This window comes from Rhizobium grahamii CCGE 502, assembly GCF_000298315.2.
GTDB lineage: Bacteria > Pseudomonadota > Alphaproteobacteria > Rhizobiales > Rhizobiaceae > Rhizobium > Rhizobium grahamii.
Genome location: NZ_AEYE02000013.1, coordinates 1 through 16,854, shown reverse-complemented (window position 1 = coordinate 16,854; position 16,854 = coordinate 1). Strand labels below are relative to the sequence as shown.

Here is a 16,854-nt window from a genome sequence, read left to right as displayed (position 1 = left end):
ATATGAGCCTGGACGAAAGCGAACAGAAGATCGACGTGCGCGAAGGCATCGTGCATTCCAGCATTCCGGCCGATGAACTGGCACGGCTTAGCGACGATGTGATTTCAGCACTCAAGACGGTCTATGACCCGGAAATTCCCGCTGACATCTTCGAGCTAGGGCTGATCTACAAGATCGACATCGAAGACGACCGCATGGTGAAGATCATGATGACGTTGACGGCGCCTGGCTGCCCCGTTGCCGGCGAGATGCCCGGCTGGGTAGAGAATGCCGTTGGGGCGGTCGAGGGCGTGTCAGGTGTCGAGGTTGAGATGACCTTCGATCCGCCGTGGACGCCGGACCGTATGTCGGAAGAGGCGCAGGTCGCTGTCGGCTGGTATTGATCGGTTAAGCTGCTGGCACTACATTTGAATCATGAAACGCCGGACCTTTAATCCGAGCGCGGAAGGAGAAGAGGCCAATGGGCTTTGCAATAATGAGCATGACGGACGCTGCCGCGAACCGCGTGAAGGCGATCGTCGAAAACTCCGGACCGGAAGCCAAGGGCGTCCGCGTCGGAATCAAGAAGGGCGGTTGCGCAGGGATGGAATATACCATCGACCTCGTGACCGAGCCGAACGCGAAGGATGACCTGATCGAGCGCGATGGCGCCAAGGTCTGGGTAGAACCATCGGCTGTGCTCTACCTCCTCGGCACAGAAATGGGCTTCGAAAGCACGACGTTGCGCTCGGGCTTCATTTTTACCAACCCCAACCAGACATCGGCTTGTGGCTGTGGCGAATCCGTCGAGCTAAAGCCCGCGGACCTCGCAGCACTTGCCGCCCAAGGCAACGCTGTCGTGCCGGCCCACTGATTGTCACAATCGATCGAATTATCGACAAGGCTGCCGTCCCGGCAGCTTTTTTCGTTTTACCTCCCTGCGGCTGCTGTTTAAGGCCCGGTGTCGAGAGCTCGTGAAAGGCGCCAGCGAAAGGGAATCGGCGGAAGAATGCTACTACTGTTCCTGAAAGGCGCTTTGCTGGGTGTCATCATCACCGCGCCACTTGGGCCGATCGGGATGCTATGCATTAACCGCACGCTCGAGCGCGGCTTTCTGGCTGGCTTTTCTTGCGGGTTCGGGACGGCGGTCGGCGACGCCAGCTACGCTCTGGCGGCGGTAACGGGCATTGCCGTTTTTGAGGAGTTGATGTCGGCCGCTACCCTGCCATTGGCATTCGGCGGAGGACTACTGTTGCTGGCGTTCGGTTATCGCGGATTGACCCACGATCCAGTTCGCGCTGCAGATGTCAGGGCCGGTGGACTACTTGGCACGACGCTAGCGACCTTCCTGCTGACGATTTCCAATCCGGCGACCATTCTCTCCTTCGGCGCTCTCTTTGCCGGCTTTGGACTGACGGAGGAGACCCGCCGCTTCAGCTCGGCAGCCATCGTCGCTGGCGTATTCTGCGGATCGCTTGGCTGGTGGCTTTTTCTAAGCGGCACAGTGAACCTTGCAAGGGGAAAACTGCCCAAGGACTTCACGACGAAGGTCGCGCGAGGAACGAGCCATCTTTTGATCCTCTTCGGACTTCTTGCACTCGCCTCGGCGGTCTATTCGCTTCTTTAGAGCGTCATTGCAGTTGATCCTGCGTCGCCGCCCAGGTTGGTGTCGCGACCTATACCTATGTCTAGCGCAGGATAGATTGACCGGTTGCCGCTTCCTGAATAGCTTCATTGGCGAACGAGGTGCAGTGCGAGAGCGCTTGAGAGCTCTTCGCAAAGGTCGTTCCAAGGGAGCTACCCAGCGCCAACGGCGCCGGTCTAGCAGCGACAAGTAAAGCCACTTCGAACGAGTTTTTCAGGCCCACATGGTTGTGTGCGCAGCCACAGCTGCGCGCCCATTCTGCAGACAGTTCAACGTTTAGGGACATCGATCATGATGATGAACAGACGAACATTCTCAGCAGCACTCGTGGCAGGCGCTGCAGCTTCCCTCATCTCTCCGCGCAGCATGGCAGCGCCTGCCGCCCCGACGAGAGCACGAAACGTCGTATTGGCACACGGACTGTTCGCCGACGGTTCCTGTTGGACCGATGTCATTGCTCGACTGCAAGCTGCAGGGCTCAATGCGACGGCCGTGCAGAACCCGCTAACGACACTCCCCGAAGCCGCAGCCGCGGTGCAGCGCGTGCTCGACCGGCAAGATGGTCCGACGGTTCTGGTCGGTCATTCGTTCTCCGGCATGTTGGTTACCGAGACGGGGGTGCACCCGAGCGTATCGGCGCTCGTTTATGTCGCTGCGCGTGCACCTGACGCCGGCGAAGACTATACGGCCCTTGCCAAGACATTTCCAACACCGCCGGCGTCGACAGGCATCGTCTTCGATGGCGACGAGGGACGACTAACCGAAGTTGCGTTCCTGCGTGACTTTGCCGGAGATCTCCCCGAGGCGAAGGCTAAAGTGCTCTATGCGGTGCAGGAGCCATTCCACAAGGCGCTGCTCACGGGTAAGACGACACAGGCGGCATGGCGTTCGAAGCCCAGCTGGTATGCCGTTTCCACTGAAGACCGAACGATCAATCCCGACCTCGAGCGTTTCATGGCCAAGCGCATGGGCGCCAAGACCATCGAGCTGGAATCGAGCCATTTGTCACTGATTTCGCACCCGGACGCCATTGCAGGCTTGATTCTGGAAGCCGCGGGGCAGCAGAGAGCATAGGAGAAATCGTACGGAATAGTTGGCGCCAAGACCCTTCAGGTTTTGCGTTATGGAAGCAATCGTTTCGAACGTGCTCTTTTTCAGAGACTCATCAGGAAACTCGATGTCGAAGAGTTCCTCGAGCCGCATCATCAGTTGAACGCACGCGAACGACATCAAGCCAACATCAAACAAGTTCTGCGTAATGGAAATGGCGCCTGCGTCCACCTCCAGCTTCGCAGATGTCGCGAGAGCCTTTCGAATTTTCTGTTCCATCAGCGCAATTCCTCACAAGATACGCGTTCGTCGCGAAATCCATCAGAAATAGGCTAACGATTCCAACTAATCAAAAAGTCTGAAGTGCGCTGCGCATTAGCTCTTGATGTCAATGCCGGCCTCGACCGCGGCCGCGATGAAGGCCTTGCGAGCGTCGTCGTTGGTGCGCTTACCCTTGATGACGTCGGCGCAGACGAGCAGCGCCTTGTCGAGCGCCGGGCCGTCTTCGGTCGGCCAATCCTCGATCATCGCCCACGAAGCGGCCTGCGTCGTCGCTATCGTTACGTAGTTGCCCGGCTCTTCCAGAGCAAGCAGAACCGGCTTTGGCCAGGGAGCCTGCATCACAGAATCGCTATCGTCTTTTGGCATGCGCGGGGGCCTTAATCTCATCGCATTCGTGGAAAGGCCCTCCCCATCGAAGGGAGGGCCGTTTGCATATTATTCCGCCGCTTCAGCGTAGCTTTCGAGCGGCGGGCATGTGCAGATCAGGTTGCGGTCGCCGAAGACGTTGTCGACGCGGTTGACCGGGGACCAGTACTTGTCCACGCGGAAGGCGCCGGGGGGGAAGCAGGCCTGTTCGCGCGAATAGGGGCGATCCCATTCGCCGACGAGGTCTTCGACCGTGTGCGGGGCGTTCTTCAGCGGGTTGTTCTGCTTGTCGGAACGGCCTTCCTCGATGTCGCGTGCTTCCTGGCGGATCGCCAGCATGGCCTCGCAGAAGCGGTCGAGTTCGGCCTTGGTTTCCGATTCCGTCGGCTCGATCATCAGCGTGCCGGCAACCGGCCAGCTCATGGTCGGGGCGTGGAAGCCGCAGTCGATCAGGCGCTTGGCAACGTCGTCGACGGTCACGCCTGCGCTGTCGACCAGCGGACGGGTGTCGATGATGCATTCATGCGCCACGCGGCCGGCCTCGGACTTGTAGAGCACGTCGTAGGCGCCCTTCAGGCGGGCGGCGATGTAGTTGGCGTTGAGGATCGCCACCTTGGTCGCCTGCGTAAGGCCTTCGCCGCCCATCATCAGGCAGTAGCTCCAGGAGATCGGCAGGATGGAGGCCGAGCCGAAGGCTGCTGCCGATACCGCGCCCGAACGACCGTCGGTTTCCGGATGGCCGGGCAGGTGCGGGGCAAGGTGCGACTTGACCCCGATCGGGCCCATGCCGGGACCGCCGCCGCCATGCGGGATGCAGAAGGTCTTGTGCAGGTTGAGGTGGCTGACGTCGGAACCGATGTCACCAGGGCGGGACAGGCCGACCATGGCGTTCATGTTGGCGCCGTCGAGATAGACTTGGCCGCCGTGCTTGTGCACGAGATCGCAGATCTCCTTCACCGTTTCCTCGAACACGCCGTGGGTCGAGGGGTAGGTGATCATGCAGCAGGAGAGGTTGTCCGAATGCTGCTCGGCCTTGGCGCGGAAGTCGTCGAGGTCGATGTCGCCGTTCTCGCGAACCTTGACGACCACGACCTTCATGCCGACCATCTGGGCGGATGCCGGGTTGGTGCCGTGGGCCGAAGTCGGAATCAGGCAGACGTCGCGGTGACCGTTGCCGTTGGCGATGTGGTAGTTGCGGATCGTGAGCAGGCCCGCATATTCGCCCTGCGCGCCTGAGTTCGGCTGCATGGAGAAGGCGTCGTAGCCGGTGACGGCGCAGAGCTTTTCGGTCAGATCGTCGATCATCTCGCGATAGCCGAGCGCCTGATCGGCCGGCACGAAGGGATGGATATCCGAAAACTCGGGCCAGGTGATCGGCAGCATTTCCGCCGTGGCATTGAGTTTCATCGTGCAGGAGCCGAGCGGGATCATCGAGCGGTCGAGCGCCAGGTCGCGGTCCGAGAGACGACGGATATAGCGCGTCATCTCGCTTTCGGCGCGGTTCATGTGGAAGATCGGATGCGTCAGGTACTCGCTGGTGCGGGCGAGGCCCTTGGGCAGGCGATAGCTCGGCTCGAAATCGGCGACGGCGAAGTTGCCGCCGAAGGCGCGCCAGACGGCTTCCAGCGTCGCCGGGCGGGTGCGCTCGTCGAGGCTCATGCCGATCTTGGTGGCGCCGACCTTGCGCAGGTTGACACCCTCGGCGACCGCCGCGCGCAGGATGACACCCTGCATGTGGCCGACATCGACGGTGATGGTGTCGAAGAAGGTTTCAGGCTCGATGGTGTAGCCGAGCTTTTCCAGCCCCTTGGCCATCAGCACGGCCTTCTGGTGGACCTGCTGGGCGATCGCCTTGATGCCCTTCGGACCATGGAAGACGGCGTACATCGAAGCCATGACGGCGAGCAGAACCTGCGCGGTGCAGATGTTCGACGTCGCCTTTTCGCGGCGGATATGCTGTTCACGGGTCTGCAACGACAGGCGGTAGGCACGGTTGCCGCGGGCATCGACGGAGACGCCGACGAGGCGGCCGGGCATGGAGCGCTTGTGGGCGTCCTTGACCGACATGTAGGCCGCGTGCGGGCCGCCGTAACCGACGGGAACGCCGAAGCGCTGCGACGAGCCGATGGCGATGTCGGCGCCCATTTCGCCTGGCGACTTCAGAAGCGTCAGCGCCAGGATATCGGCGGCGACGATGGCGATTGCGCCGGTCTGGTGCAGGCGCGAGATCAGGCCGGTGAAATCATGCACATGGCCGTGCGTGCCCGGATACTGGAAGATTGCGCCGAAGACGTCGACCGGGTCGAGATCGGTGAAGGGGTTGCCGATGACGACGCTCCAGCCGAGCGGCTCGGCGCGGGTCTTGATCAGCTCGATCGTCTGCGGATGGCAGGCGGCATCGACGAAGAAGGCCTTGGCCTTCGACTTGGAGACGCGCTCGGCCATCGCCATGCCTTCGGCCGCAGCCGTCGCTTCATCGAGCAGCGAGGCGTTGGCGACATCGAGGCCGGTAAGGTCGCAGATCATCGTCTGGTAGTTCAGGAGCGCCTCAAGGCGACCCTGGGAGATTTCCGGCTGGTAGGGCGTGTAGGCGGTATACCAGGCCGGGTTTTCCAGGATGTTGCGTTGGATGACCGGCGGCGTGATCGTGCCGTAATAGCCCTGGCCGATCAGCGAGGTCAGGACCTTGTTCTTGTTGGCGGTCTCGCGCAGCTTGTCGAGCGCCTCGCGCTCCGTCATCGGCGCGCCCCAGAGGAGCGGCGCCTTCTGGCGGATGGCGGGCGGCACGGTGGCGTCGATCAGCCCGTCGAGGCTGCTGTAGCCGATAACCTTCAACATATCGGTCATTTCGGCCGGCGAGGGGCCGATGTGACGACGATTGGCGAAGTCGTAGGGCTGGTAGTCGGTGAACTGGAATTCTGTCGGCGTCGTCATTACGCGGTGAGCTCCTTGTAGGCCGCTTCGTCGAGCAGGCCATCAGCATCGGCTGAATTGGCAAGCTTCAGCTTGAAGAACCAGCCGGCACCCTGAGGATCGGAATTGACCAGCGACGGATCGGCGACGATCGCGGGGTTCACTTCGGTGATTTCGCCATCAAGCGGACAATAGACGTCAGAAGCAGCCTTTACGGACTCGACGGTGGACGCATTGTCGTTCTTGGAAAAGGTGGCGCCGACTTCCGGCAGTTCCACGAAAACGAGGTCGCCGAGTTGCTCGACGGCGTAGGTTGTAATCCCAACCGTTGCGACGCCGCCTTCGATCTTCAGCCACTCGTGTTCTTCGGTAAACTTCAGCATGATTGTTCTCTCCGGAAAATGGTTCAGCGTTTGTAGGTCGGTGTAATAAAAGGAAGGGCGCTAACAGTGACGGGCAGGTACTTGCCGCGCACTTCGGCATAGACTTGCGTTCCAACGGTTGCCTGAGCGACCGGGACGTAACCCATGGCGACAGGACCGTCGACAGAAGGGCCGAAGCCACCCGAGGTCACTTCCCCGATCTCAGTCTTGCCCTCAGAATCGGCAAACAGCTTGGCGTGGCCACGAACCGGGGCTTTGCCCTCGGGCTTCAGGCCGACGCGGCGGCGGGTGGCGCCGTTGTCGAGTTCGGCGAGGATGCGCGTGGCGCCGGGGAAACCGCCGGCGCGAGTGCCGCCCGACTTGCGGGCCTTCTGCATGCCCCATTCCAGCGCGGCCTCGACAGGCGAGGTGGTCGTGTCGATATCATTGCCATAAAGGCAAAGGCCAGCCTCGAGACGCAGGCTGTCGCGGGCACCGAGGCCGATCGGCTGCACGTCCGGATGCTCAAGCAACCGCTTGGTGACATCCTCGGCTTTGTCAGCGGGAATGGAGATTTCAAAGCCGTCTTCGCCGCTATAGCCGGAGCGTGAAACGAGACAGGAAACGTCGTGCAATCGGCAATGCCGGACGTCCATGAACTTCATCGCGGCGACATCGGCCCATAGTTCGGCCAGCACCTCCACGGCGCGAGGACCCTGCAACGCGATCAACGCCCGGTCGAGCACTGTGATGTCGCAGGTGTCGGCGAGATGCTTCTGGAGGTGCGCAAGGTCGGCATCCTTGCAGGCGGCGTTGACGACGACGAAGAGATGATCGTCGAGATGTGTGATCATCAGGTCGTCAAGAATGCAGCCATTGTCATCGGTGAAGAAACCGTAGCGTTGGCGACCTTCCGCGAGACCAAGAATGTCAACAGGAACGAGGCTTTCGAGCGCGAGCGCGGCGTCCTCGTACTTTCCCGATTTTGCCTTGATGACGACTTGGCCCATATGGGAGACATCGAAGATGCCGGCGGAGGTGCGGGTCTGGATGTGCTCCTTCATGACGCCGGCCGGATATTGGACCGGCATGTCATAGCCTGCGAAGGGCACCATGCGAGCGCCAAGCGACAGATGCAGCGCGTGAAGCGGAGTTTTCTTGAGGGCAGCAGTATCGTCCAACGACGCCTCCGGGGTTTGCGCCTGGAATTCCATGCGCGGGCTCAAATCTTCAGACGCGGTTGCGCCTTGTATTTTGAGCCCCCTCTGTCTCTTTGCCTGAGATTGTTATCCCTTCGGCGAGCGTTTCCGAGAACGCCTCTCTCCAGAGTTCCGTCTGCCCCTTGCTGGTCCTTTGGCCTGAGAGTTTCCGGGGCGGTTGCTCCTTCGGCACCGGTCGCAGACGACCAGCTTCTCCCAACAAGGTCGAGGGCAATTATCTGGCCAGGGCAGTACTTGGCAAGGGGGAATGTCGCCGCCGAGCAAATTTTTGTCGCGTGGTTTTGCGGGCGAGGGCTGCGGCCGAGAGGCGGCGGACGAAACTCAGTTGTCGCTGTAAAGGTCTAGGGCCTGCTGCAGACCTGCCTGCGGCTGCCGTTGCCCCATCGTCATCAGATCCAGCGCGACCTCCGTTGACTGGATGATATTGGCCGGTTCTTCGACGTCTTGACCGCTGGCGGCCCTGGTTTGACGGTCGGCGGCGCGGCGGGCTTCTTTGGCAGCCGTGCTTGCGGAGACGCGCTGCGGCACCCGGAGCGTTTCAAACGCTGCGGCAGCGGTGCTCGCGGATATGGTGCCTACCAAGACTGTCATCGTGCCAAAATAGGCGTCCGATATTCTTAACTGGCTAAATTAACCGCTGGCATTTTATGCATCTTGATCTTCACCGGAGATGGTTGGAATGTCCGGCGCGAGAAGAAAGAGACGACTCATGGTTCAGGCCCTCCTTGTCGCCGGCGGCGGCGCAATCGGTTCCCTCCTTAGATACTATGTCGGCCAGTGGGCTCTCAGGCTCGCCGGGCCGGCCTTTCCGTGGGGAACGCTAACCGTCAACGTCGTTGGCTGCTTCGTTATTGGCGTATTTGCGGAAATGATCGTTCGTCGCTTCGACGCGTCGCCGGAATTGCGCCTGCTGCTGATCACGGGCTTCCTTGGCGGGTTCACGACCTTCTCGGCGTTCTCGCTGGATGCGATCTCGCTGTTCGAACGTGGTGCGGCGGTCTCCGGCGCCGTTTACATTCTCGCCAGCGTCGGCCTATCGATGGCAGCGGTCATCGCCGGCCTGGCGCTCATGCGCGCAATCTTGTGAGATTACGGTTTCCGTTTTACCGAAAAATGCTCTAAAGGCACCCGCAAAGGCCGCGTTTGGCGCGAGCGACATTTTCCGAAAGAGCACGAATGGCTGGGATTGAACATATAACGGTGGAACCCGATGAGGCCGGCATGCGGCTGGATCGCTGGTTCAAGATTCATTACCCCGGTCTCGGTTTTGGCCCGCTTCAGAAACTCATGCGTTCCGGGCAAGTGCGTGTCGACGGCGGGCGTGTGAAAACGGATGCGCGGGTGCAGCCGGGGCAGGTGGTGCGCGTGCCGCCGCTCGATGTCGATGCCAAGTCGAAAAACACGCCGATCGCTGCCCACGATCTGAAGCACGGGGGCGACTATGAGCTTCTGCAGCGCATGGTCCTACATGAAGACGACAAGGTGATCGTCTTGAACAAGCCAGCCGGTCTTGCCGTGCAGGGCGGGTCCGGTGTGACGCGGAATGTCGACAAGATGCTCGAAGCATGGACCAATCCGAAAGGCGAGAAGCCGCGGCTCGTGCATCGCCTTGACCGCGACACTTCGGGCGTCCTCGTCATTGCCCGTACCCGAGGCGCTGCACAAAAGCTGACGGCAGCGTTTCGCGAGCGCGATACCAAGAAGACCTATTGGTCGCTGGTGAGAGGCGTTCCGCGCAAGCACGAGGACAAGATATCGACCTGGTTGGTCAAGGAGGCGACCGCCGATGGCGACCGGATGCGTGTCGCCAAACACGGCGAAGAGGGTGCCGATCACGCGGTGTCGTACTATCGCGTCTTAGAAACCGCCGCGCAGAACCTCGCGTGGCTTGAGATGGAACCCTACACCGGACGGACGCACCAACTGCGCGTCCACGCACTGCATATCGGCCACCCAATTATTGGCGACCCCAAATATTTCATCGAGGATCCGAACTGGGATTTCCCGGGCGGCATCCAAAAGCGGTTGCACCTGCATGCCCGCAAGATCGACATTCCTCACCCCAATGGTGGAAGACTTCGCATAAGCGCGCCCTTGCCACCTCATATGGTGCAGACGTGGAACCTCCTTGGCCTCGATCTCGCATCGCAGGAGAGGGAAGATGACGAATGAGGCTCGCACTTTTCGATTGTGATGGAACGCTGGTCGACAGCGCCGCGCTGATCCATGAGGTGATGGCACGAACGTTCGTGCACTTCGGCTACGAAAGGCCTGATGTTTCGTTGACGAAATCGATCATCGGACTGACGCTGGATATCGCGATAGCGCGGATGCAGGGAAAGCCTCACGTTGACGATGAGGCGATCGCGATGACGGCGCACTATAAGGCAATCTATGCTGGCGTTCGCGACGAACCCGGAATGGATGTGCCGCTTTTCAATGGCATCAAGCCGCTGATTCATGGGTTGGTGCAGAATGACGACATCCTGATCGGCGCGGTAACCGGCAAATCGCGTCGCGGCCTTGTCCATATTCTCGAAACGCACGGTTTTGCACCACATTTTATCGTATCGCGCACCGCAGACGACTGCCCATCGAAGCCACATCCAGCTATGGTGGTAGAGTGCTGCAGCGAGACGGGCATGAGTCCCGCCGATGCCATCGTCATCGGTGATGCCGTTTATGATATGCAGATGGCGAAGGCCGCCGGCGCGAAAGCCGTGGGCGTGAGTTGGGGCTATGCGAGCGTGGACGATTTGGTGGCTGCCGGCGCGGACAGCATTGTTCGGCACCCGAGCGATATTTTGAAGCACTTTTCCTGAGGTGAAGCATGCGTGATCTGTTAAACGACATAGCGGAAGGATTGAGCCATCCCGACCCGATCCGTCGCGCCCAGATCCAGATGAAGAAGCCATTGCCGAAGCGCTTTTACAAGGCCGTCACGATCGGGGAACTCGACGAGGGGTTTTCGATCGAGCTGGACGGAAAGGCAATCCGAACACCGGCCCGCAAACTGCTGATTGTGGCCACGAAGCCGCTCGCAGAGCTCGTCGCGCGTGAGTGGGAAGCGCAGGCCGAGCTCATCGACCCGTCGACCATGCCTGTGACACGGCTAGTCAACACGGCTATCGACGGGGTTGCGACCGACACCCAGGCCGTTTTCGAAGATATTCTGCGTTTTTCCTCGAGTGATCTTCTTTGCTATCGCGCAGACGGGCCGGAAGCGCTCGTAGAGCGTCAGAAAGAGCTTTGGGACCCTGTGCTTGATTGGGCCTCAGACGGTCTCGGCGCGCGGTTCATCCTGATCGAAGGCGTCATGCATCACGATCAACCGCCAGAGGCGATTTCTGCATTTTCATCGGCATTGAGGCGGCACGACAGCGCAACCGCACTGGCAGCCCTGCATACCATTACAACGTTGACCGGTTCCGCGCTGCTGGCGCTTGCCTTTGCGGAAGGCGTTCTGTCCGGAAAGAAGGTCTGGTCGCTCGCGCATCTCGACGAGGACTGGACGATCGAGCATTGGGGAAGTGACGAAGAGGCCGAGGAACGGCGCGAGAAGCGCTTCGAAGACTTCGAGGCCGCGACGGACGTTTTTTTAGCCTTGAAAGGCTGAAACCTGTTGCTTTGAGCCCGGTTATCGCGAAAATCTGCGAGTCTATGGGGGCGGATGCGGATTCTTTGAATGAACTGGCTCAAGTCGTGCTTTTTTCGGGTTGTGCTGATCTGTATCGCCCTTGCCTCGTGCTCGATTTTTGCGAAAGAGCAGCCTGCGCCCATCTATGACGTCCGCAGCGCGGTTGTCGTCAGCCCGCAGAAGATATCGCCGACAATCCTTGCCGGTGTAGGCGATCGAGTTAATGCCGCGATCAATGCCACGGTGCGGACGGAAGTCTATCCGCGCGTCGTGTTGACAATCCGAATCCTGTCTGTCGAAAAAGGCCAGGGCTTCGACAAGAGCCGAAATGTCGCCAAGGTCAGCATCGATGCCGCGTCCGTTGACGACGGATCGGTCATTGCCGTCAGTTCGTTCGAGGTGACAAGCTTCTCCGGCAACCCGGTCGCAGCAGACGAGATCCTTGCCGAAGATATTGCTGCTCGCATCCGTTCCGCTTTCTCGCTGCGCGCTGGACGCGCCTGAACCGGCCGCGTGATCCGCGGCGAGGAGTATCCATGAAGGAAATTCTCGAAGAACTCGAACGTCGCCGCGGCATCGCACGGCTTGGCGGAGGCAAGGCGCGTATCGATGCCCAGCACCAGCGTGGCAAACTGACGGCGCGAGAGCGCATTGATCTATTCCTCGATGAGGACTCCTTTGAGGAGTTCGACATGTTCGTCGAGCATCGATCGAGCGACTTCGGAATGGAGAAGTCGCGCATTGCAGGCGATGGCGTCGTAACCGGTTGGGGAACGGTCAACGGGCGGACGGTCTTCGTTTTCGCCAAGGATTTCACGGTATTCGGAGGCTCACTGTCCGAGGCTCATGCCGAGAAGATCATGAAAGTGCAGGACATGGCACTCAAGAACAGGGCGCCGATCGTCGGCATCTACGACGCCGGCGGCGCTCGCATCCAGGAGGGGGTGGCCGCGCTGGGCGGTTATGCCGAGGTGTTCCAGCGCAATGTGCTCGCATCCGGCGTCATTCCTCAGATTTCCGTCATCATGGGACCGTGCGCCGGCGGCGATGTCTATTCGCCTGCGATGACCGACTTCATCTTCATGGTCCGCGACACGTCCTACATGTTCGTGACCGGTCCCGACGTGGTGAAGACGGTGACCAACGAGACCGTCACCGCCGAGGAGCTTGGTGGCGCCTCCGTGCACACGACCAAATCCTCGATCGCCGATGGTGCCTACGACAATGATGTCGAGGCATTGCTGCAGGTTCGACGGCTGATCGATCTCCTGCCGCAGTCGAACACCTCGCCGGTGCCGGAAATCGAATGTTACCAGTCGGCGACAGATGTCGATGCGTCGCTGGACACTCTGGTGCCAGCGAATGCGAACAAGCCCTACGACATCAAGGAGCTGATCCTGAAGACGGTGGATGAGGGCGATTTCTTCGAGATCCAATCGAGCTTCGCCAGGAATATCGTCTGCGGCTTCGGTCGCATCGAGGGATCGACGGTCGGCTTCGTCGCAAACCAGCCGATGGTGCTCGCCGGCGTGCTCGACAGCGATGCCTCACGAAAGGCGGCGCGGTTCGTCCGCTTCTGTGATTGCTTCAACATACCTGTTGTAACCTTCGTCGACGTGCCGGGCTTCCTACCGGGAACCGCACAGGAATATGGTGGCCTCATCAAGCACGGCGCCAAGCTGTTGTTCGCCTATGCGGAGGCGACGGTGCCGAAGCTCACGGTGATCACACGCAAGGCGTTCGGCGGTGCCTACGACGTCATGGCATCGAAGCATCTGAGGGGCGACTTGAATTATGCCTGGCCGACAGCTCAGATCGCCGTCATGGGCGCGAAGGGCGCCGTCGAGATCATTTTCCGCAAGGACATTGCAGATCCCGAAAAGATCGCCGCGCATACCAAGATGTACGAAGACCGGTTCCTATCGCCGTTCGTTGCCGCCGAGCGCGGCTATGTCGATGAGGTGATCATGCCGCATTCGACCCGCAGGCGGCTGGCGCGGGGTCTCAAGATGCTCCGCAACAAAGATCTGAGCAATCCCTGGAAGAAGCACGACAACATTCCGCTTTGAGGAGACTAAAGTGGGGAAAGTCAAGGAAAATCAACAGGAAGTGATCACCTGTCAGCGATCCGTGTCTTCTTTCCTTTTGGCGAAGCAGCTAACGCTCCGCTGTCTTTACTCAAAAGGAGAGTCTACATGGAACGATTGAGCGCATTTCAGCCCTACGCGCTTGCCGCTCTGCGCATCATTGCAGCGCTGCTGTTTATCGAACACGGAACAATGAAACTTTTCGCGTTCCCGGCCGCACAGATGGAAGGACCATTGCCGCCTTTGCTCCTGGCCGCCGCGCTGATTGAAGTGGTCGGTGGGCTGCTTGTGCTGATTGGCCTGTTCACGCGACCAGTCGCCTTCATCCTGTCCGGCCAGATGGCCGTTGCCTATTTCATGGCACACGGATCGAAGGCGTTCTGGCCCGCACTGAATGGCGGCGAAGCAGCCATTCTGTTCTGCTTCATCTTCCTGTTCATCTTCTTCGCCGGCCCCGGCGCTTTGTCGGTTGACCAGCGCAAAGCCGCTGCGTGATTTTTTGAGGGCTGTGGCCGGTCACCCGGCCACAGCCTAGGTCATGCCGTCAACTTCAAGCCACCGATCCCGGCGACGATTAGCGCGATGCAGAGCAATCGCGGTGCCGTCGCGGGATCGCCCAGCAGCCAAACCCCCAGCAGTACGGTGCCGACGCTGCCGATGCCCGTCCAAACAGCGTAAGCCGTTCCGATTGGCAGCGTCTTTACCGCAAGACCGAGAAGCGCGACACTTGCCACCATGCAAATGGCCGTCAGCGTTGTCGGCACAAAACGCGTGAATCCGTCGGTATATTTCAGACCGATCGCCCAGCCGCACTCGAATAGTCCGGCGAGAAAAAGCAGAAGCCAAGCCATCATATTTTCCTTGTCGAGAACAGAGCCCACGCCCTACACGGTCGGGATCCAGATGGAATCCGTTCCGTGACGGAAGCGGTTCAACTCAGGTAGGAATCCATGCCTTGGCCATACCACCCGTTTCTTGCTTGCTTCAGACAAGTCGCTCGGCATGCCACTTCAAATGATCGTCCATAAAGGTGGAGATGAAGTAGTAGGAATGGTCGTAGCGCTCGTGTAGGCGCAGGGTAAGCTTGATGTCGGTTTCCTTGACAACATCTTCAAACAGCCAGGGGCGAAGGCCATTCTCGAGGAAGCCATCCGCTTTGCCTTGGTCAATCAGAAACTCGGGAAAACGTGTGCCGTCGCTTACCAAGGCGCAGGCGTCGTATTTGCGCCAGGCTGCACGATCCGGACCCAGGTACTTTTCGAACGCCGGAGCCGACCAGTCCGCAGTCGAGGGCTCGACTATGGGGGCGAACGCCGAGCAACTCTTGAAGCGCTCGGGGTTCCTGAGTGCGATCGTCATGGCGCCATGGCCGCCCATCGAATGGCCGAAGATGCCTTGGCGGCTCATGTCCATCCGGAAGTGTTGGCTGACATAGGCCGGAAGCTCTTCGGTGATGTAGCTATACATCTGATAGTTTTCCGACCACGGCATCTCGGTGGCATCGAGGTAGAAACCAGCGCCCTTGCCCATCTGCCAGTTGGTAAGCTCGTCGGGAACATCATTGCCGCGCGGGCTTGTGTCCGGGCAGACGACGATCAGGCCGAGCTCAGCAGCCATCCGCCGATATTCCCCCTTTTCCATCACGTTCGCATGCGTGCAAGTTAGGCCCGAGAGATACCAGACAACAGGGCAGGGCTCCTTGATTGCCTTTGGCGGAACGAAAACTGCGAAGGTCATGTCGCACTTACAGGCGTTGGATTCGTGCGTGAAAACACCCTGCATGCCGCCGAAGGCGGTCGTCTGGGAAATGATGTTCATTCTTTGTCGTCCGTTCTTGGGGTAAGCGCCTTGGCCCGGCGGCACAGGCGATCGAAAGTTTCGAGGAAGCGGGAGCGATCCTTGGGGCCAAAGGCGGCGTTGTAGCCCTTGCTTTCGCCGGTCTCCCGCAAGTGGGCACCGAGGTCGCGCATGGCACTGGCCATGCCGATATTCGTATCGTCGAAGACGCGACCGGTCGGACCGGTGACAAGCGCGCCGGTCGCCACGCAGCGGACCGCGAGCGGGACATCGGCAGTGATGACAACGTCACCGGCGCCGGCACGCTCGGCAATCCAGTTGTCGGCGGCATCGAAGGAGGCCGAGACGATGACATTGTGGACCATCGGGTCGCGGGAAGGGCGCAAGCCGGAATTGGCCACGAAGGTCACTTCGATGCCGTGGCGTTCGGCGACCTTGAGGATTTCCGGCTTCACCGGGCAGGCGTCTGCATCGACATAAATCATGAATTTCAATCTGCTTTGACGGAAACGCTACGCGACTCCAGCGGGCGCGTAGCGACGGTTCGTTCAGGTCTCTTAGGCCAACGACTGTCATTCGTTCAAGACGTCAGGCTTCCCTGAGCGTACCTGCCTTTTTCGCAACCCAAGTTGCGATGACATCCATCAGCGTCGGGTTTAGGCAGTCGTAGGGCGTGAGGCCGAGTTCGTTCAGGCGAGCACGCACACTTGTCATCGCCGAAGGCGGCGTACCGGATTCAATAATCGACGAGACGAAAGCGGCGAACGTCGGCTCCGCCCAGCCGCCTTCTTGAAAGCGTTCCGGATGAATGAAATCAAGGCCCTTGAACGCATGATCCCTCTCAACGGGTCCATACATGTGGACGCCGCATGCCTTGCAGGCGTGGCGCAGGATCAGCGCGTCCGCATCCACGACCTGCAGCTTGTCGCCATTTTCCAGCACGCTGACGTTTGCATGCGGGGTAACCGCGACAACTGAAAAAGCCGCCCCCTTAGGCTTCCAGCATTTCGTGCAGCCGCAGGCGTGATTGTGGGCGACGTTGCCCTTGATCGCGACCTTCACGGGGCGGTCGGTGCAGGCACAGACCAGTGTGCCGCCATTGAAATTCGCCTGGCCCTTCGTCACGCCGCCGTCGAGGACGGGGTGTATCGGTACTTGACTTGGCATGTTCAGCTCCTCCTCTTTAGCTGCCCACAGCTCCCAAATCAGGATCAATTTGCGAAAAAGCCGCAGGCCATTTCAAAGTCGCGCCGCATTCCCTCGTCCTCGTCTCAATAGAGTACCACGCTTCGGATGCTTTCGCCGGAATGCATGAGCTCGAAGCCCTTGTTGATGTCCTCGAGCGGCATGGTGTGGGTGATCATCGGATCGATCTCGATCTTGCCCTGCATGTACCAGTCGACGATCTTCGGGACGTCGGTGCGACCGCGGGCGCCGCCGAAGGCGGTGCCCATCCAGGAGCGGCCGGTGACCAGCTGGAACGGCCGGGTGGAGATCTCCTGGCCGGCCCCGGCAA

The 16,854-nt window shown here is 60.1% G+C and carries 21 protein-coding genes, 1 pseudogene and 1 riboswitch; of the genes and pseudogenes, 11 read left to right on the top strand and 11 right to left on the bottom strand.

Annotation, left to right across the window (positions count from 1 at the left end; all coding sequences use genetic code 11):
* Window positions 1-2: 2 nt before the first annotated feature.
* The 4 genes from RGCCGE502_RS10260 (at window position 3) to RGCCGE502_RS10245 (ending at window position 2,698) form a co-directional block, all read left to right on the top strand.
* Window positions 3-383 (top strand): SUF system Fe-S cluster assembly protein, encoded by a 381-nt coding sequence (locus tag RGCCGE502_RS10260; RefSeq protein WP_016554095.1) that lies wholly within the window; start codon window positions 3-5, stop codon window positions 381-383.
* Window positions 384-460: 77 nt separating this feature from the next.
* The gene (sufA, locus tag RGCCGE502_RS10255) at window positions 461-853 is read left to right on the top strand and encodes a Fe-S cluster assembly scaffold SufA (protein WP_016554094.1); all 393 of its coding nucleotides are present in this window, start codon (window positions 461-463) and stop codon (window positions 851-853) included.
* 135 nt (window positions 854-988) lie between these two features.
* Window positions 989-1,606, top strand: a complete 618-nt coding sequence (locus tag RGCCGE502_RS10250) for a LysE family transporter (RefSeq protein WP_016554093.1) — start codon at window positions 989-991, stop codon at window positions 1,604-1,606.
* A gap of 309 nt (window positions 1,607-1,915) precedes the next feature.
* Window positions 1,916-2,698 carry an alpha/beta fold hydrolase gene (locus RGCCGE502_RS10245; protein ID WP_016554092.1) on the top strand — a complete coding sequence of 261 codons (783 nt, stop codon included), beginning with the start codon at window positions 1,916-1,918 and terminating at the stop codon, window positions 2,696-2,698.
* Here the strand turns inward: RGCCGE502_RS10245 and RGCCGE502_RS10240 are convergent.
* From RGCCGE502_RS10240 to RGCCGE502_RS10215, 6 genes are all read right to left on the bottom strand, one after another.
* The gene (locus tag RGCCGE502_RS10240; protein ID WP_040674392.1) at window positions 2,630-2,953 is read right to left on the bottom strand and encodes an acyl carrier protein; all 324 of its coding nucleotides are present in this window, start codon (window positions 2,951-2,953) and stop codon (window positions 2,630-2,632) included. The two genes, RGCCGE502_RS10245 and RGCCGE502_RS10240, sit on opposite strands and share 69 nt — an antisense overlap.
* Window positions 2,954-3,049: 96 nt before the next feature.
* Entirely contained in the window at window positions 3,050-3,295 is a 246-nt protein-coding gene (locus RGCCGE502_RS10235) for a DUF982 domain-containing protein (RefSeq protein ID WP_040674420.1), read from the bottom strand.
* A gap of 96 nt (window positions 3,296-3,391) precedes the next feature.
* Window positions 3,392-6,256 (bottom strand): aminomethyl-transferring glycine dehydrogenase, encoded by a 2,865-nt coding sequence (gene gcvP / locus RGCCGE502_RS10230; RefSeq protein ID WP_016554089.1) that lies wholly within the window; start codon window positions 6,254-6,256, stop codon window positions 3,392-3,394.
* The gene (gene gcvH / locus RGCCGE502_RS10225) at window positions 6,256-6,618 is read right to left on the bottom strand and encodes a glycine cleavage system protein GcvH (protein ID WP_016554088.1); all 363 of its coding nucleotides are present in this window, start codon (window positions 6,616-6,618) and stop codon (window positions 6,256-6,258) included. Before gcvH ends, gcvP begins: the two co-directional genes overlap by 1 nt.
* A 23-nt stretch (window positions 6,619-6,641) precedes the next feature.
* Complete coding sequence (gene gcvT, locus RGCCGE502_RS10220; protein WP_016554087.1) at window positions 6,642-7,778, bottom strand: glycine cleavage system aminomethyltransferase GcvT; 1,137 nt, start codon at window positions 7,776-7,778, stop codon at window positions 6,642-6,644.
* A 155-nt stretch (window positions 7,779-7,933) separates the two neighbouring features.
* A riboswitch (glycine riboswitch) is annotated at window positions 7,934-8,025 on the bottom strand.
* A gap of 113 nt (window positions 8,026-8,138) precedes the next feature.
* On the bottom strand, window positions 8,139-8,408 hold the full coding sequence (locus tag RGCCGE502_RS10215; RefSeq protein WP_016554086.1) for a hypothetical protein: 270 nt from the start codon (window positions 8,406-8,408) through the stop codon (window positions 8,139-8,141).
* Window positions 8,409-8,526: 118 nt separating this feature from the next.
* Between RGCCGE502_RS10215 and crcB the strand changes: the two genes are divergently transcribed.
* The 7 genes from crcB (at window position 8,527) to RGCCGE502_RS10180 (ending at window position 14,036) form a co-directional block, all read left to right on the top strand.
* Complete coding sequence (gene crcB, locus RGCCGE502_RS10210) at window positions 8,527-8,904, top strand: fluoride efflux transporter CrcB (protein WP_016554085.1); 378 nt, start codon at window positions 8,527-8,529, stop codon at window positions 8,902-8,904.
* A gap of 89 nt (window positions 8,905-8,993) precedes the next feature.
* The gene (locus RGCCGE502_RS10205) at window positions 8,994-9,989 is read left to right on the top strand and encodes an RluA family pseudouridine synthase (protein ID WP_016554084.1); all 996 of its coding nucleotides are present in this window, start codon (window positions 8,994-8,996) and stop codon (window positions 9,987-9,989) included.
* The gene (locus RGCCGE502_RS10200; RefSeq protein WP_016554083.1) at window positions 9,986-10,639 is read left to right on the top strand and encodes an HAD-IA family hydrolase; all 654 of its coding nucleotides are present in this window, start codon (window positions 9,986-9,988) and stop codon (window positions 10,637-10,639) included. Before RGCCGE502_RS10205 ends, RGCCGE502_RS10200 begins: the two co-directional genes overlap by 4 nt.
* An 8-nt stretch (window positions 10,640-10,647) precedes the next feature.
* Window positions 10,648-11,433 (top strand): ATP12 family chaperone protein, encoded by a 786-nt coding sequence (locus RGCCGE502_RS10195; protein WP_016554082.1) that lies wholly within the window; start codon window positions 10,648-10,650, stop codon window positions 11,431-11,433.
* A 69-nt stretch (window positions 11,434-11,502) separates the two neighbouring features.
* Complete coding sequence (locus RGCCGE502_RS10190; RefSeq protein WP_016554081.1) at window positions 11,503-11,958, top strand: hypothetical protein; 456 nt, start codon at window positions 11,503-11,505, stop codon at window positions 11,956-11,958.
* Window positions 11,959-11,990: 32 nt separating this feature from the next.
* A complete protein-coding gene (locus tag RGCCGE502_RS10185) occupies window positions 11,991-13,523 on the top strand; it encodes an acyl-CoA carboxylase subunit beta (RefSeq protein WP_016554080.1) in 1,533 nt (510 codons plus the stop codon).
* A gap of 126 nt (window positions 13,524-13,649) precedes the next feature.
* Window positions 13,650-14,036 (top strand): DoxX family protein, encoded by a 387-nt coding sequence (locus tag RGCCGE502_RS10180; protein WP_016554079.1) that lies wholly within the window; start codon window positions 13,650-13,652, stop codon window positions 14,034-14,036.
* 41 nt (window positions 14,037-14,077) lie between these two features.
* Here RGCCGE502_RS10180 and sugE read toward each other — a convergent pair whose 3' ends face one another.
* The 5 genes and pseudogenes from sugE to RGCCGE502_RS10155 form a co-directional block, all read right to left on the bottom strand.
* The gene (gene sugE, locus RGCCGE502_RS10175) at window positions 14,078-14,392 is read right to left on the bottom strand and encodes a quaternary ammonium compound efflux SMR transporter SugE (protein ID WP_016554078.1); all 315 of its coding nucleotides are present in this window, start codon (window positions 14,390-14,392) and stop codon (window positions 14,078-14,080) included.
* Window positions 14,393-14,525: 133 nt separating this feature from the next.
* Complete coding sequence (gene fghA, locus RGCCGE502_RS10170) at window positions 14,526-15,359, bottom strand: S-formylglutathione hydrolase (protein WP_016554077.1); 834 nt, start codon at window positions 15,357-15,359, stop codon at window positions 14,526-14,528.
* Window positions 15,356-15,823 carry a YaiI/YqxD family protein gene (locus RGCCGE502_RS10165; protein WP_016554076.1) on the bottom strand — a complete coding sequence of 156 codons (468 nt, stop codon included), beginning with the start codon at window positions 15,821-15,823 and terminating at the stop codon, window positions 15,356-15,358. The genes fghA and RGCCGE502_RS10165 overlap by 4 nt, the downstream gene beginning before the upstream one ends.
* Before the next feature lie 103 nt (window positions 15,824-15,926).
* Window positions 15,927-16,505: an S-(hydroxymethyl)glutathione synthase gene (gene gfa / locus RGCCGE502_RS10160; RefSeq protein ID WP_016554075.1), complete on the bottom strand. Its 579-nt coding sequence runs from the start codon at window positions 16,503-16,505 to the stop codon at window positions 15,927-15,929.
* A 104-nt stretch (window positions 16,506-16,609) separates the two neighbouring features.
* A pseudogene (locus RGCCGE502_RS10155) lies at window positions 16,610-16,854 on the bottom strand (S-(hydroxymethyl)glutathione dehydrogenase); the annotation flags it as partial.

Bases quoted from the DNA above. Each gene is read 5' to 3' on its own strand.
- sufA (WP_016554094.1), top strand. From the start codon at position 461: ATGGGCTTTGCAATAATGAGCATGACGGACGCTGCCGCGAACCGCGTG.
- RGCCGE502_RS10165 (WP_016554076.1), bottom strand. From the start codon at position 15,823: ATGATTTATGTCGATGCAGACGCCTGCCCGGTGAAGCCGGAAATCCTC.
- RGCCGE502_RS10260 (WP_016554095.1), top strand. From the start codon at position 3: ATGAGCCTGGACGAAAGCGAACAGAAGATCGACGTGCGCGAAGGCATC.
- RGCCGE502_RS10240 (WP_040674392.1), bottom strand. From the start codon at position 2,953: ATGGAACAGAAAATTCGAAAGGCTCTCGCGACATCTGCGAAGCTGGAG.
- RGCCGE502_RS10250 (WP_016554093.1), top strand. From the start codon at position 989: ATGCTACTACTGTTCCTGAAAGGCGCTTTGCTGGGTGTCATCATCACC.
- crcB (WP_016554085.1), top strand. From the start codon at position 8,527: ATGGTTCAGGCCCTCCTTGTCGCCGGCGGCGGCGCAATCGGTTCCCTC.
- RGCCGE502_RS10205 (WP_016554084.1), top strand. From the start codon at position 8,994: ATGGCTGGGATTGAACATATAACGGTGGAACCCGATGAGGCCGGCATG.
- RGCCGE502_RS10190 (WP_016554081.1), top strand. From the start codon at position 11,503: ATGAACTGGCTCAAGTCGTGCTTTTTTCGGGTTGTGCTGATCTGTATC.
- RGCCGE502_RS10235 (WP_040674420.1), bottom strand. From the start codon at position 3,295: ATGCAGGCTCCCTGGCCAAAGCCGGTTCTGCTTGCTCTGGAAGAGCCG.
- fghA (WP_016554077.1), bottom strand. From the start codon at position 15,359: ATGAACATCATTTCCCAGACGACCGCCTTCGGCGGCATGCAGGGTGTT.
- sugE (WP_016554078.1), bottom strand. From the start codon at position 14,392: ATGGCTTGGCTTCTGCTTTTTCTCGCCGGACTATTCGAGTGCGGCTGG.
- RGCCGE502_RS10185 (WP_016554080.1), top strand. From the start codon at position 11,991: ATGAAGGAAATTCTCGAAGAACTCGAACGTCGCCGCGGCATCGCACGG.
- RGCCGE502_RS10245 (WP_016554092.1), top strand. From the start codon at position 1,916: ATGATGATGAACAGACGAACATTCTCAGCAGCACTCGTGGCAGGCGCT.
- gfa (WP_016554075.1), bottom strand. From the start codon at position 16,505: ATGCCAAGTCAAGTACCGATACACCCCGTCCTCGACGGCGGCGTGACG.
- gcvH (WP_016554088.1), bottom strand. From the start codon at position 6,618: ATGCTGAAGTTTACCGAAGAACACGAGTGGCTGAAGATCGAAGGCGGC.
- RGCCGE502_RS10215 (WP_016554086.1), bottom strand. From the start codon at position 8,408: ATGACAGTCTTGGTAGGCACCATATCCGCGAGCACCGCTGCCGCAGCG.
- gcvP (WP_016554089.1), bottom strand. From the start codon at position 6,256: ATGACGACGCCGACAGAATTCCAGTTCACCGACTACCAGCCCTACGAC.
- RGCCGE502_RS10195 (WP_016554082.1), top strand. From the start codon at position 10,648: ATGCGTGATCTGTTAAACGACATAGCGGAAGGATTGAGCCATCCCGAC.
- RGCCGE502_RS10180 (WP_016554079.1), top strand. From the start codon at position 13,650: ATGGAACGATTGAGCGCATTTCAGCCCTACGCGCTTGCCGCTCTGCGC.
- RGCCGE502_RS10200 (WP_016554083.1), top strand. From the start codon at position 9,986: ATGAGGCTCGCACTTTTCGATTGTGATGGAACGCTGGTCGACAGCGCC.